Raw genomic sequence first — 14,211 nt, forward strand, 5'->3', positions numbered from 1 at the left:
AAAAACCAGTAAAAACGACCCTTTTTTTAAACACAATTCAAACGAAAAAAACATAAAATGAACAGAATAAACAGCAAATTACAGGAGGAAAAAAAGCTGCTTTCCATCTATTTCACGGCAGGTTTTCCCAACCTAAACGACACGGTTTCCGTCATTCAAGAGCTCGAAAAAAGCGGTGTGGACATGATAGAAATCGGCTTACCTTTCAGTGATCCGTTAGCAGACGGACCCACAATTCAGGAAAGTTCCACGCAAGCTTTGGCCAACGGAATGACCACAAAACTGCTTTTTGAACAGCTCAAAAACATCCGAAAAACAGTCAAAATTCCGCTCTTAATTATGGGTTATTTTAATCCTATTTTACAATTTGGCGTGGAGAAATTTTGTAAGAAATGTATCGAAAGCGGCATCGACGGATTAATCATTCCGGACCTACCTTTGTCCGTTTTCGAACAGGAATTCAAGTCGGTTTTTGACCGCCATAATCTCAAAAATATCTTCCTGATCACACCCCAAACTTCGGAAGAACGTATACGAAAAATTGACGATTTGTCCTATAGTTTTATCTACATGGTGAGCAGTTCGAGTACAACGGGGAGTCAGAATTCGTTCGGAACAACCCAACAAAATTATTTCGAAAACATAGCCAAAATGAACCTTAAAAACCCTCAGATTGTCGGTTTCGGAATCTCAAATAAGGAAACTTTTTCGGAAGCAACAAAGCATCAGAAAGGAGCGATTATCGGCAGTTCTTTTGTGAATTTTCTAAAAAACAACAAAATAGAAGAAGTTGAGAATTATGTAAAACAATTAGTTTAATACAAAACACGTAATAACCTGGTAATTAAAAAATTAAATATATGGTATAGATTTTTTCTATTACTAAAAAACAAGGGATTAAGTAAGGATATTTTGAAAATTCAGACGAATTATACCATCATTCATCTGCGGAATAAAACTAAGGAATTTCTTTTCTAAAAAACCCACTTTTCTGAATTTATTTTTCCGAAATCCCTCCCTATTCTTTTTCGGCAGGTGAATAAAAATTTCAAAAAAAAGAGCAATCTGAAAAAATTTTTAATTCGGATTGCCTCTTTTTTTAAACATCAGTCTGCACAAAATCACAAATCTGAATCACACGAAATAAAGGTCCACAGAGTTACTTCCACCGACTGAAATTGATAAAACAAAATCTGAACAGCTGTCACCAAATGCACAAATTCCCACCAATCGATTTATGTCAATTCGTGGTAAAAAAACAATCTTTAAAAAAGCTAAAACAAGACACAAAAATTGTAGGAATTCCAACCGAACCAAGATAACCAAATCCATGAGGAAAATGTTTTTATCACCATCTTAAATTCTGGTCGGTCTAAACACCAAAACGGTCAAAAAAGAAATACAATGTTTCAATTGTAAACCGATTTCAAAACCTAAAAAAATCTTAACCGTCTTTTACGGAACAGCGAAATCATCATCTCAAAAAAACAAGTCTGTAAAAAACAATCTGAATTACTTCATAAGACAGAAATGAATTGGCTCGTCTTTCAGACTAAATTTTCTTTTACAGCATCATTAGAAATAGTTGATTCAAGGAATTGGAGTTAATTTCTTTCATTAAAATCTGTTGGTCGTCTTTTTTTCCATTTAATCGATTTCCAAAAAAAATGACTATTATTTAACCTAAATTTAAAATACATTTGACTGACATACAAATAGTTACATAATATTAACCAAAAAAACATCTTCACCATGGGCATCTTTACAAACGGAGACAGAAGAATTCTGAAGGAATTTTTAATGAAAAGTGAACATAATTGTCACGACATCGAGAAGGAAATTGATGAGTTTTTAATAGACTTACAATCGGAATATGAAGAAAACAGTTATGTGATGAGTGAATTTTCTGAGTTTGTAAACGAACTTCGAGACAAACTACATCCATCTGATGCGAATAAACTGATGGAATTCTCCTCACGATTAGCAAGAGTAAAGCGTTGTGCCCGTAAAGGCGTTGAAGCATTGCGTGAAATTTCACGAGACCAGCGCAAAATGACACGCGAAACATTCCGCGATTATGAAGAATATCTGCATTTGGGGTAATTAGCGCGTAAAAACCAGTGTATTTCCTTTACTTAGGTTTTCGTCAAATTTATAGCCCTCATAATTGAAACCTTTCAGATCCTGAAGGGTTTCTGCATTTGTATCAATAATGTAACGCACCATCATCCCTCTGGCTTTTTTTGCGAAGAAACTTATCATTTTAAGTTTCCCGTCTTTGTAGTCTTTAAATTCGGGGGTGATCACAGGAACTTTCAGCGCTTTTACATCAACAGCCGAGAAATATTCATTACTGGCAAGATTCAGGAACAAATCACCTTTATTAAGCTCCTTATTCAGTTCTTTGGTGATTTTCGTCTTCCAGAATTCATACAGGTTTTTGTTTTTACCTATCGGCAGCGACGTACCCATTTCCAGGCGATACGGCTGCATTAAATCCAATGGTTTCAAAAGGCCGTACAATCCGGAAAGAATTCGGAGTTTGTCCTGCAAAACGTCTAATTTTTCGATTGGCAAGCTATAAACATCCAAACCATGATAAACATCCCCGTTAAACGCATAAACCGCAGGGCGCGCATTTTCCGGTGTAAAAGGGGTTGCCCATTCCTGATTGCGCTGCCAGTTCAGATCGGCTAACTTATCCGAAATATCCATTAATTCCATCAACTGTTTTGGTTTCTTCTTCTTCAGCACCTTGTGAACCGAATTGGCTTCTTTCAAAAAGCAGGATTCCGTAAATTGAGACGTAGGCAATTCTTTTTCAAAATCCAATGACTTAGCAGGAGAAATAACGATTTTCATTGTGTGTTTTTTAATGGTTTTCAAAAGTACAAATTCCGATTGTAAAACCATATCCGACAGTATTGATTCTGCAGATTTCGGAATTAATAAAAATTATCCCTGAAGGAGCCGATTTTACAGAGCATTGAAAAAGAAATACTTACATTCCTCTACTCATCAATATTATTCCCGATTCTATTTTTTTATTGGAAACATTAGCCTTAAATTTATGTAAGATTTGTAAACCAAAATAAAATTGACAATACATTGATAAATAAATTTTAATAATATAAAGACATGACAGCAATTCAAATCATCGGAATCATCGTTTTGATTCTGCTCTCGGGGTTTCGCATTGCACAGGAGTACCAGCGTGGAGTAGTTTTCAGACTCGGTCGGTTTCTGGCAGTAAAAGGTCCCGGACTGTACTGGATAATTCCATTAATAGACTGGCAACAGAAAGTAGACATCCGAACCAAAACCGTGGATCTCGAACAGCAGGAAACCATCACCAAAGACAGTGTCACCATAAAAGTAAACGCCGTGCTTTGGTTTAAAATCACTAATCCGGAAGATGCCATCATAAAAGTAGCCGATTTTAACAAGGCGGTGTATCAGTTCTCAGTAACGGCACTACGAAACATTATCGGTCAACATAGCCTTGACGAAGTTTTAAGGGAAAGGGAAAAAATAAACGGAACTTTGCAGAAAATTGTAGACGCTGCCACCGAACCCTGGGGAATTAAAATTGAAATGGTGGAAATGAAAGACGTTGAAATCCCGGAAGGAATGCAGCGAGCCATGGCGCGTGAAGCGGAAGCCATCAGGGAAAAAAGAGCAAGAATCGTAAAAGCAGAAGCAGAATTGGAAGCATCCATCAAATTAACCCAAGGTGCCTTGAAAATGGAAGAAAGTCCGATAGCGCTTGAATTACGAAGAATGCAAATGCTTTCTGAAATCGGTATCGACAACAACACCACCACCATTGTGTTAGTTCCATCCGATTTTACAAGTGCCGCCAAAAGCTTCACAGAACTTGTTTCGAGAAAGAAAACGACAGACTAGCTAAAAATACTTCATTAAGCCTTAATTCATTTAACATGACCGAATGAAAGCAAACAGCAACAAATTTTCAGAAGAAAACAAAGAATTAAAACAAGAAAACGAAGCACTTCAGCAACAGCTACTTGATGCCAGGCGAACTATTGACCAAATAAAAAAAACAGGCATAGGAGCTTCTGAGGTTCCTGACAAGCATACCGCTACTGAGGATGAAAAGACATCGGATAAAATATTTCATGTTTTAATTGAGAACATGCATGAAGGAGCTGTGACTATTAATAAAGAAGGCATCATTCTATACTGCAATTCCTGTTTTGCCGATATGCTTGACCAGCCTTTACAAAAAGTGATCGGCGGAAAATTTGAGAATTTTATTGCTGAAATTTCAAAAGAAAATCTAAAAACCTTATTTAGCAAAGGATGGGAAGGCTATATAAGAGATGAAATTCACCTTATCGGAAACAAACGTATTGTTATGCCAGTACTCTTATCTGCCAACACCTTCGAGCTGGATAATACCGTGCTCCTCAGCATTATTCTCACCGATGTTACCCACCGAAATAAATATGAAGCAGAATTAAAATACCAAACGCAACAACTGGAACAAAAAAACACGGAACTTGAAATGGCTAATCAGGAACTTGCCCTTCAAAACGAAGAGAAAGAAAAACGAGCAGCAGAGTTAATCATTGCCAATAAAGAAATTATTTTCCAAAGCGAAGAAAAAATTAAGCGTGCAGCAGAATTGAAATCTGCCACCAGCGACGTAAAAGAACTGGAAGAACTTGTTGCCCATAAAGAAACAATACTTGCCATTCTCTCGCACGATTTAAGAAGTCCGTTAGCCGGAATTATCGGTATGTCCGAATATCTGAAATCCAATTTTCAGGAAATGGAGCAAAGCGAAATTAAAGAAATGCTTGCCTTACTTGAAGAAGCTTCGAAAGATGAATTAAACATGTTGGACTATTTGGTTGAATGGGCAAGGATAAAATATGCTTCGGAAGCTTTTTCCCCGAAAAAAATTACCCTTGTTCCTTATGTGAATAAAGTTTTTGATCTTTTAAGTGACAGTACAAATTCAAAATCAATTCACCTAAAAAACGAAATTGATGAGAATATTACTGTTTTTGCCGATGTAAAAATGCTGCATTCCATACTTCAGAACTTGATTTCAAACGCTATAAAACATTCGTTGCCTGATGGAGAAATAACTGTTTCTGCCCAAAGAAAGGAAAAAGACATTGTTGTAGAAGTCAAAGATAATGGAATCGGAATGTCAAAAATGATTCAGAAAAAGCTTTTTACCCCTCAAATGGACTCACTCTCCAGAGAAAGAGATGAGAACAAAGGAGCCGGAATAGGGCTATTATTAGTAAAAGGATTTCTGGAAAAAAACGGTGGTAAAATCTGGGTGGAGAGCAGCGAAGGTAATGGCTCGTCTTTTTACTTTACATTACCAAGTGAAGAAACTTCAGACAAGACCGAGATTTCAACTGATCAAAATGAGTAAGTCATATTTTGGAATTAAGAAACCCTGAGCTCTCACCCAGGGTTTCTTATTATATGTAAATATGAAATAAGTTCAGATTAAATCCCGGCAATCTGTTTCAATTCACTCACAAAACGTTCCGCTAAAACATCAGCTTCGGTTTGTGTTGGTGCTTCGGTATAAATACGGATAATCGGTTCGGTGTTGGATTTTCTTAAATGAACCCATTCCGTTGGGAAATCAATTTTTACTCCGTCTATCGTTGAAATGTTTTCAGAAGCGTATTTTTCGGTCATCGTTTTCAAAACAGCATCCACATCAATTTGAGGGGTCAGTTCGATTTTATTTTTACTCATGAAATACTGCGGATACGATGCTCTTAACTCGGCTACCGTCATTTCCATATTTGCTAAATGCGTAAGGAATAATGCCACGCCCACTAAACTGTCGCGTCCGTAATGACTTTCCGGATAAATGATTCCGCCGTTCCCTTCTCCTCCGATAATCGCGTTGGTCGCTTTCATCAGTTCCACCACATTCACCTCGCCTACTGCACTCGCCTGATAGCTTCCGTTGTGTTTTTCAGTAATATCTCGTAAAGCTCTCGATGATGACATATTCGAAACCGTATTTCCAGGTGTTTTGCTCAATACATAATCGGCTACAGCCACCAAAGTATATTCTTCTCCGAACATTTCTCCATCGTTGGAAATAAATGCCAGACGATCCACATCAGGATCCACAACAACACCGAAATCGGCTTTTTCTTCCACCACCAATTTACAAATATCACCCAAATGCTCTTTCAAAGGTTCCGGGTTGTGCGGAAAATGGCCGTTGGGTTCGCAGTACAACTTTACCACTTCCACACCCATTAGCTCCAATAACTTCGGAATAATGATTCCGCCCGAAGAATTCACGCCATCCACAACAACTTTGAACTTTCTCTTGGCAACTGCATCGGCATCCACCAATGGTAAATTCAGTACCTCATCGATGTGAATATCCATGTAGGCATCGTTTTCTGTTATTGTTCCTAAACTATCCACATCTGAAAAATCAAAAGCTTCCGCTTCGGCAATTTCAAGGATTTTAGCACCATCGGCACCGTTTAAAAATTCGCCTTTAGCATTTAACAACTTCAGGGCATTCCATTGTTTCGGATTGTGGGAAGCAGTTAAAATGATTCCGCCATCCGCTTTTTCCAAAGGGACTGCCACTTCCACAGTTGGTGTTGTGGACAAACCTAAATCGATTACATCAATTCCGAGTCCGACAAGTGTATTTACCACCAAATTGTGAATCATCGGTCCCGAAATACGGGCATCACGACCAATTACAACAGTTAGTTTATCTTTACCTATATTCTGTTTTAAAAAAGTTCCGTAGGCCGATGCAAATTTCACAGCATCAACCGGAGTAAGATTATCACCCACTTTACCTCCAATGGTTCCGCGGATTCCTGAAATCGATTTTATTAAAGTCATATGTATTCGTTTTTTTGGAAGTACAAATATAAAAGGTACTGAGGTACTGAGGCACTGAGGGGCTAAGTTTTTTTTCAAAAAATAACAAAACAAGTACATTTCTTTATACTTATCTTTATATTTACAAAACTACCCCAGAGCCTTAGCCTCTCAGAACCTTAGTACCTAGCAAAAAAAGCAAAATAATTAAATAAGTTTCTTTATATTTACAAAAGCCCTCAGTGCCTTAGCCTCTTAGAACCTTAGCACCTTGTTAAATGAACTTCCTAGCACACATATATCTTTCCGGAGACAACGATCTGATTAAAATCGGGAATTTTATGGCGGACGGTATTCGCGGTCATGACTATGAGCAGTTTCCGATTGATGTGCAGAAAGGCATCCTTTTACACCGTGCCATAGATACGTTTACCGATGCGCATCCGATTTTCCGTCAAAGCAAACACAGATTGCACGAACCTTACGGGCATTATTCGGGTGTGATTATGGATATTTTCTACGATCATTTTCTGGCGAAAAACTGGGCTGTTTATTCTGATGAAAAACTAGAGGATTATGCTGAGCGTTTTTACAATTCGCTGAGGGATAATTATGAATGGCTCAACTCAAAAACACAAAGTATGATGCCGTCTATGATTGGTCGGAACTGGTTATCGAGTTATGCCACCGTGGAAGGCATAGGGATGATTCTGTTTCAGATGGATCATCGCACAAAAAACAGGGTTTCCATGCAGAACGCCGTAAACGAACTGCAACAATACTACACCGAATTCGAAACCGAATTCACCGATTTTTTCGAAGAATTACGCGCTCATGTGCAACAAAAACTGGCTGTTTTATAATGAATTTCATAAACGAACTGGAAAACGCTTTCCGCCAAAATGCTTCTGTTGAGTTAGCCGGACCAATGGAAGCTTACATGAAAAATAATTTTTCTTTTTTCGGAATCAAAACCACGCCGCGCAGAGCAATTCTGAAAGAACTCTGGAAAATTCACAAAGACGAAATCAAGCAAAATTCGAGAGCGATTGCCTGGGAATTATTTTCGAAAAACGAACGGGAATTCCATTATTGTGCTATAGAGATTCTGATAAAAGAACTCAAAAAACTCTACATTAAAGAAGATATAAAACTCATCGAGAAAATGATTGTCATCCATTCATGGTGGGACAGTGTGGACACGATTGCAAAATACCTGTTAGGGAATTATTTCGTTCAGTTTCCGGAAGAAACAGAGAACGTTATTTCAAATTTTTCCACTTCAGATAACATGTGGCTCAACCGCTCGGCTATCCTTTTCCAGTTGGATTACAAAGCCAACACAGATGCTGAATTACTGTTTTTCATCTGCGAAAAATTCAAAGATTCCAAAGAGTTTTTCATTCAGAAAGCCATTGGATGGGCATTGCGCGATTACAGTCGTTTCAACCCGCAAGGCGTAACGGAATTTGTTTCTAAAACCGACTTAAAACCCCTCAGTAAGCGGGAAGCACTCCGCAATTTGTAATTTCATTAAATAAAATTGACGTATTTTAGCATTTCATTCGTTTGAAAATCTAAAATACACCAATGCCCAATAAAAAAGTTTCACCAGTCATTTTGTTGCTGCGCAAACAATTAAAGCGTCTTGAAGCTTTTCTGTTTTTACTGAAATCGGTTTTGAGTAACCGTCAATTTTTATACTTATCCTGTGTATTGGTTGGGATTTCTTCCGCTTTGGCGGTGATTGTTTTAAAAACATTTGCACATTCTGTTTTCCGTTTTGCGAATTATATCGACGGAATTCTTCATCTGCCGTATTCGAACAGTATTCTTCCCATCATCGGTATTTTACTGACCGCTTTTGTCATTAAAAAATTCCTTGACGGAAGCATCGAAAAAGGAACTTCACAAATCATGATTGCGGTGGCCAATAAATCCGGAATTATGCCCAAAAAGCAAATGTATGCGCAAATCATCACCAGTTCACTAACCGTGGGTATGGGAGGTTCCGCTGGACTGGAATCACCAATCACCATTACCGGAGCGGCTTTCGGATCCAATTACGCTCAGAAATACCGACTCAATTATAAAGACAGAACCTTATTATTGGCTTGTGGTGTGGCTGCCGGAATTGCAGCGGCATTTAATGCGCCCATCGCCGGGGTTTTATTTGCCATTGAAGTGATTTTAGCCGATATGAGTGTCACCGCTTTCATTCCGATAATGATTTCGGCAGCAACGGGTGCATTGGTTTCGACTGTGGTTTTGAAAGAAGATATCTTACTGTCCTTCCGAAGTCAGCTTACCTTTGATTATCACAACATTCCGTATTACATCGTTTTAGGAATTTTAGCCGGATTGGTTTCGGTGTATCACGCAAGAAACTTCCGTAAAGTGGAGCATTTCTTCAGTAAATTCAAATCGGCTACCTATAAAAAAGCATTGTTTGGCGCTTCAATTTTAGCGGTGCTGATCTTCTTTTTTCCGACACTCTTTGGAGAAGGTTATGAAAGTATTAAGGTGCTTTCGTCTGCAAATCCGGGAGTCTTACTCGAAAATACGATTCTCGACGGACATAAATCCAACCAGTGGATTTTATTGGGTTTCATCGGCTTGACCCTGATGATAAAATCAATCGCAACCGGACTGACATTAGGTAGTGGCGGGAATGGCGGTAACTTCGCACCTGCTCTTTTTGTGGGTTCGTATCTTGGTTTTTTTGTGGCCAAATTTTTCCAGCTCACCGGAATCGACAAAGATTTACCAATCAGTAATTTTTCTGTTGTGGGAATGGCTGGCGTTTTAAGCGGTTTGTTCCATTCCCCTTTAACTGCCATTTTCCTGATTGCAGAAATCACGGGCGGTTACGGCTTAATGGTGCCGCTTTTAATCGTTTCTTCCATCAGTTTTATTATTTCCAAAAATATGGAAGGACATTCCATGGATATTAAAAACCTGGCCAATACCGGAACCGTTTTCACCTCTGATAAAGATAAAAATATCCTTTCCTCCATCGATTTATCAAAACTCATTCAGACAGATTTTGTCTCCATTACTTCTTCTTCAAAACTGGATGATGTGGTGAAATCATTATCGGAAACAAAACAATCGGTATTTCCGGTGGTTAACGAACAGGATTCTTTTGTTGGGGTGATTCATTTTGATTCGATTCGCCCTATCATTTTTAACGCTTTTCAGGTGAAATACACCTTGTTAAGCGACATCATCGAAAGACCCGCAGCAACAGTCAATTATGACGAAATCATGGAAACGGTCATGGAGAAATTTGAATCTTCCAATGCTTCACAGTTGTTTGTACTGAAAGACAACAAATGCCTGGGTTATGTTACCAAAGTTGCCATTCTTGATGCGTATCGCGAGAAACTGAAATTGTTTAGAATCGAATAAATCAGTATTGGTACCCGAAATTACTTTTTTTTATTTGGAGCGAATGGTCTGCGCATTTTCCAAAACCCTGTTCCCGCTGTCCGCATCTCGTCCCAAAAGACGAGACTGCTCCCATCGGGGCTAAACGGTAAGCGAAGTACACAAAATCAGCAGCATTAAACACCTCTGAAAAAACAAACAGGATTTCCATCGTAAAAAAACACAACCTTTTCTATTCCTCACTGTAATTTCACTGTAAAACCGTACCTTTGCGTTTTGCACTACTACACAATAAATTATGCTAAATACCGAGGATACTATTGAAGTTATGGGCGCCCGCGTTCATAATCTTAAAAATATTGATGTTGTCATTCCGCGTGAAAAACTTGTGGTGATTACCGGGCTTTCGGGTTCGGGAAAATCGTCATTGGCTTTTGACACAATTTATGCCGAAGGACAACGCCGTTACATCGAAACGTTTTCGGCCTACGCGCGTCAGTTTTTGGGTGGTTTGGAGCGACCTGATGTGGATAAAATAGACGGACTTTCCCCAGTAATTGCAATCGAACAGAAAACCACCAGTAAAAGTCCGCGTTCCACCGTTGGAACCATTACCGAGATTTACGATTTCCTCAGATTACTGTTTGCTCGTGCCGGAGAAGCGTATAGTTATAACACCGGCGAGAAGATGGTTTCCTATTCGGATGAGCAGATTAAGGAACTTATTTTCGAGAATTTCAACGGAAAGCGCATCAACATATTAGCACCGATAATCCGTTCACGTAAAGGACATTACCGTGAATTATTTGAACAGATTTCGAAACAAGGATTTGTAAAAGTTCGAGTAGACGGTGAAATCAGGGATTTGGAATACGGCATGAAAGTGGACCGTTATAAAACCCACGATATCGAAACCGTTATCGACCGAATGGCGATAGACACAACGGAAGATTTAGACAAACGTCTGACCGAAAGCATCAAAGTTGCGATGTATCATGGTGACGGAATCATGATGATTATCGAACAGGAAAGTCAGGAAGTGCGTTATTTCAGTCGGAATTTAATGTGTCCGACCACCGGAATCTCCTATCCGAATCCGGAGCCGAATAACTTCTCGTTCAACTCGCCCAAAGGCGCCTGCCCGCATTGCAACGGCTTGGGAACGGTGAACGAAATCAATCTGAATAAAATCATTCCAAATCCGAAGTTATCCATCAAACAAGGAGGATTTGCTCCGTTGGGAGAACAGAAAAGCACTTGGATTTTCAAACAATTGGAATTTATCGGAGAAAAATACGGATTCAAATTAACCGATCCCATAGAATCCATTCCGGAAACGGCGATGGACATGATTCTGAACGGCGGAAACGAAAAATTCTCGGTGGTTTCCAAGGTAATGGGAATTACGAAAGACTATAAAATCGATTTTGAAGGGATTTCGAATTTCATCAAAAACCAATATGAAGAAAGTGGTTCGGCTTCCATAAAGCGATGGGCAAAAGAATTCATGGACGAAACCGATTGTCCGGAATGTCACGGAACCCGTTTGCGAAAAGAATCCTTATATTTTAAAATCAACGAAAAAAACATTGGCGAATTATCGGCGATGGATATTGATGAACTCAGCGCGTGGTTTGAAAATTTAGACGCTGATTTATCTGAAAAACAAAAAGCAATTGCGGTAGAAGTTGTTAAGGAAATCAAAGCCCGCTTACAGTTTCTGGTGGATGTGGGATTGAATTATCTGGCATTGCACCGAAGTTCTAAATCACTTTCCGGTGGAGAGGCACAACGTATTCGACTGGCTACGCAAATCGGTTCACAATTGGTTGGTGTTTTATATATTTTAGACGAGCCAAGTATCGGATTACATCAACGCGATAATGAAAAACTGATTCATTCACTGGAGCAATTACGTGACATCGGCAACTCGGTCATTGTGGTGGAACACGATAAAGACATGATTGAAAGAGCCGATTATGTGATTGACATCGGTCCGAAAGCAGGACGTTTTGGCGGAGAAATCATAAGCATAGGAACACCCGCAGAATTACTCAAAGAAAATACGATTACAGCACAATTCCTGAACGGAAAAATGGAAATTGCGGTTCCGGAAAAACGTCGGGAAGGTAACGGAAATGTGCTGAAACTAACAGGTGCGACAGGTAATAACCTGAAGAATGTTTCGGTGGAACTTCCTCTGGGCAAACTCATTTGTGTTACCGGAGTATCGGGCAGCGGAAAATCGACATTGATTAACGAAACGCTTTATCCAATCCTTAACACTCATTTCTTCAATGCGGTTAAGAAACCTCAGCCTTATAAAAAAATTGAAGGTTTGGAACATATCGACAAAGTAATTGATATTGACCAAAGTCCGATTGGGCGTACACCACGTTCCAATCCGGCCACTTATACAGATGTATTTTCGGAAATCAGAAGTTTGTACACCCAAACTCCCGAAGCCATGATTCGTGGGTATAAACCGGGGCGTTTCAGCTTTAATGTTTCCGGCGGACGTTGTGAAACCTGTGAAGGTTCGGGGGTGAGAACCATTGAGATGAGTTTCCTTCCGGATGTTTATGTAGAATGCGAAACCTGTCAGGGCAAACGTTTTAACCGGGAAACACTGGAAATCCGTTATAAAGGAAAATCGATTTCGGATGTATTGGCAATGACGGTTGATGAAGCGGTTCCGTTTTTTGAAAACATTCCGAAAATCTATCGTAAAATCAAAACCATACAAGACGTAGGATTGGGCTATATTACGCTGGGGCAACAAAGTACAACACTTTCCGGCGGAGAAGCACAACGTATCAAACTGGCAACCGAATTATCTAAAAAAGATACCGGAAATACGTTCTATATCCTTGACGAACCTACAACCGGACTGCATTTTGAAGACATACGTGTATTGATGGACGTGATTAACAAGCTGGTAGACAAAGGAAATACTGTTTTGATCATCGAACACAACATGGACGTGATTAAACTTGCCGATTATATTATCGATATCGGTTACGAAGGCGGAAAAGGCGGCGGTGAGTTGATCGCTAAAGGAACCCCTGAAGAAATCGTGAAAAATAAGAAAAGTTATACTGCGCAGTTTCTGAAAAAAGAATTAAATTAGTAGTATAACTCTAATTTAACGGGAAGATGATGAAAGACGACTTTTTAAGTGACGAAGACAAAATCCAGGATAAATTCAAAAGAAAAACCTGGAACGAAATACGCGCTAACGACTCCTGGGCTATTTTTAAAATCATGTCGGAGTTCGTTAACGGATATGAATCTATGGGGCGGATTGGTCCTTGCGTTACCATATTTGGTTCGGCAAGAACAAAACCGGATAACAAATACTATATACTGGCAGAAAAAATTGCTTATAAAATCAGTCAGGCCGGATACGGAGTAATTACAGGCGGTGGTCCCGGAATCATGGAAGCCGGAAATAAGGGAGCTTATCTTGGAAAAGGAACTTCAGTGGGCTTAAACATCGATTTACCTTTTGAACAGCATCATAATCCATATATCGACAAAGACAAGAACCTGAATTTCGATTATTTCTTTGTCCGCAAAGTAATGTTCGTAAAATATTCTCAGGGGTTTGTGGTTATGCCGGGTGGTTTCGGAACCTTGGATGAGTTTTTCGAAGCGGTTACCTTAATCCAAACCAAAAAAATTGGAAAATTCCCGATTATATTGGTCGGAAGAGAATTCTGGACAGGATTACTGGAATGGGTTAAAAACGTGATGATTGACAAAGAACAAAATGCCAATATTGAAGACCTTGACTTGGTAAAAGTCGTGGATACTGAAGATGAAGTTCTTGAAGTTCTTGATACTTTCTATAAAAAATACAATCTTAGTCCGAACTTCTAAGAAGTATAAAGCTCTCATTTTGAGGGCTTTTTTTTATAAAATAACCGTTTATAAAAATAAGAAAAGTACTTCTTTGAA

General features: G+C 39.0%; 11 protein-coding genes. 9 read left to right on the forward strand and 2 right to left on the reverse strand.

Going from position 1 to position 14,211, the window contains the following annotated elements:
• Positions 1–57: 57 nt before the first annotated feature.
• Positions 58–819, forward strand: a complete 762-nt coding sequence (trpA, locus tag FLJC2902T_RS08130; protein ID WP_023579323.1) for a tryptophan synthase subunit alpha — start codon at positions 58–60, stop codon at positions 817–819.
• A gap of 933 nt (positions 820–1,752) precedes the next feature.
• A complete protein-coding gene (locus FLJC2902T_RS08140) occupies positions 1,753–2,103 on the forward strand; it encodes a hypothetical protein (RefSeq protein ID WP_023579326.1) in 351 nt (116 codons plus the stop codon).
• On the opposite strand, the gene yaaA is transcribed toward FLJC2902T_RS08140, so the two are convergent.
• Entirely contained in the window at positions 2,104–2,862 is a 759-nt protein-coding gene (gene yaaA / locus FLJC2902T_RS08145) for a peroxide stress protein YaaA (RefSeq protein WP_023579327.1), read from the reverse strand.
• Between the two features lie 276 nt (positions 2,863–3,138).
• Between yaaA and FLJC2902T_RS08150 the strand changes: the two genes are divergently transcribed.
• Positions 3,139–3,906 (forward strand): slipin family protein, encoded by a 768-nt coding sequence (locus FLJC2902T_RS08150; RefSeq protein WP_023579328.1) that lies wholly within the window; start codon positions 3,139–3,141, stop codon positions 3,904–3,906.
• 43 nt (positions 3,907–3,949) lie between these two features.
• Entirely contained in the window at positions 3,950–5,416 is a 1,467-nt protein-coding gene (locus FLJC2902T_RS08155) for a sensor histidine kinase (RefSeq protein WP_023579329.1), read from the forward strand.
• 77 nt (positions 5,417–5,493) lie between these two features.
• On the opposite strand, the gene glmM is transcribed toward FLJC2902T_RS08155, so the two are convergent.
• On the reverse strand, positions 5,494–6,882 hold the full coding sequence (glmM, locus tag FLJC2902T_RS08160; RefSeq protein ID WP_023579330.1) for a phosphoglucosamine mutase: 1,389 nt from the start codon (positions 6,880–6,882) through the stop codon (positions 5,494–5,496).
• A 257-nt stretch (positions 6,883–7,139) separates the two neighbouring features.
• Between glmM and FLJC2902T_RS08165 the strand changes: the two genes are divergently transcribed.
• The 5 genes from FLJC2902T_RS08165 to FLJC2902T_RS08190 all read left to right on the forward strand — a co-directional run bounded on the left by FLJC2902T_RS08165 (position 7,140) and on the right by FLJC2902T_RS08190 (position 14,133).
• The gene (locus FLJC2902T_RS08165) at positions 7,140–7,724 is read left to right on the forward strand and encodes an acyl carrier protein phosphodiesterase (RefSeq protein WP_023579331.1); all 585 of its coding nucleotides are present in this window, start codon (positions 7,140–7,142) and stop codon (positions 7,722–7,724) included.
• Positions 7,724–8,389, forward strand: a complete 666-nt coding sequence (locus tag FLJC2902T_RS08170) for a DNA alkylation repair protein (protein ID WP_035677851.1) — start codon at positions 7,724–7,726, stop codon at positions 8,387–8,389. The genes FLJC2902T_RS08165 and FLJC2902T_RS08170 overlap by 1 nt, the downstream gene beginning before the upstream one ends.
• 62 nt (positions 8,390–8,451) lie before the next feature.
• The gene (locus tag FLJC2902T_RS08175) at positions 8,452–10,272 is read left to right on the forward strand and encodes a chloride channel protein (RefSeq protein ID WP_023579333.1); all 1,821 of its coding nucleotides are present in this window, start codon (positions 8,452–8,454) and stop codon (positions 10,270–10,272) included.
• A 277-nt stretch (positions 10,273–10,549) separates the two neighbouring features.
• Positions 10,550–13,381, forward strand: a complete 2,832-nt coding sequence (gene uvrA, locus FLJC2902T_RS08185; protein ID WP_035677855.1) for an excinuclease ABC subunit UvrA — start codon at positions 10,550–10,552, stop codon at positions 13,379–13,381.
• A gap of 29 nt (positions 13,382–13,410) precedes the next feature.
• A complete protein-coding gene (locus tag FLJC2902T_RS08190; RefSeq protein WP_394331695.1) occupies positions 13,411–14,133 on the forward strand; it encodes an LOG family protein in 723 nt (240 codons plus the stop codon).
• Positions 14,134–14,211 lie beyond the last annotated feature (78 nt).

Source organism: Flavobacterium limnosediminis JC2902 (assembly GCF_000498535.1).
Lineage (GTDB): Bacteria > Bacteroidota > Bacteroidia > Flavobacteriales > Flavobacteriaceae > Flavobacterium > Flavobacterium limnosediminis.

What these genes read in the sequence shown, in the direction of transcription:
- trpA (WP_023579323.1), top strand. Translation starts at nt 58, where the DNA reads ATGAACAGAATAAACAGCAAATTACAGGAGGAAAAAAAGCTGCTTTCC.
- FLJC2902T_RS08140 (WP_023579326.1), top strand. Translation starts at nt 1,753, where the DNA reads ATGGGCATCTTTACAAACGGAGACAGAAGAATTCTGAAGGAATTTTTA.
- yaaA (WP_023579327.1), bottom strand. Translation starts at nt 2,862, where the DNA reads ATGAAAATCGTTATTTCTCCTGCTAAGTCATTGGATTTTGAAAAAGAA.
- FLJC2902T_RS08150 (WP_023579328.1), top strand. Translation starts at nt 3,139, where the DNA reads ATGACAGCAATTCAAATCATCGGAATCATCGTTTTGATTCTGCTCTCG.
- FLJC2902T_RS08155 (WP_023579329.1), top strand. Translation starts at nt 3,950, where the DNA reads ATGAAAGCAAACAGCAACAAATTTTCAGAAGAAAACAAAGAATTAAAA.
- glmM (WP_023579330.1), bottom strand. Translation starts at nt 6,882, where the DNA reads ATGACTTTAATAAAATCGATTTCAGGAATCCGCGGAACCATTGGAGGT.
- FLJC2902T_RS08165 (WP_023579331.1), top strand. Translation starts at nt 7,140, where the DNA reads ATGAACTTCCTAGCACACATATATCTTTCCGGAGACAACGATCTGATT.
- FLJC2902T_RS08170 (WP_035677851.1), top strand. Translation starts at nt 7,724, where the DNA reads ATGAATTTCATAAACGAACTGGAAAACGCTTTCCGCCAAAATGCTTCT.
- FLJC2902T_RS08175 (WP_023579333.1), top strand. Translation starts at nt 8,452, where the DNA reads ATGCCCAATAAAAAAGTTTCACCAGTCATTTTGTTGCTGCGCAAACAA.
- uvrA (WP_035677855.1), top strand. Translation starts at nt 10,550, where the DNA reads ATGCTAAATACCGAGGATACTATTGAAGTTATGGGCGCCCGCGTTCAT.
- FLJC2902T_RS08190 (WP_394331695.1), top strand. Translation starts at nt 13,411, where the DNA reads ATGAAAGACGACTTTTTAAGTGACGAAGACAAAATCCAGGATAAATTC.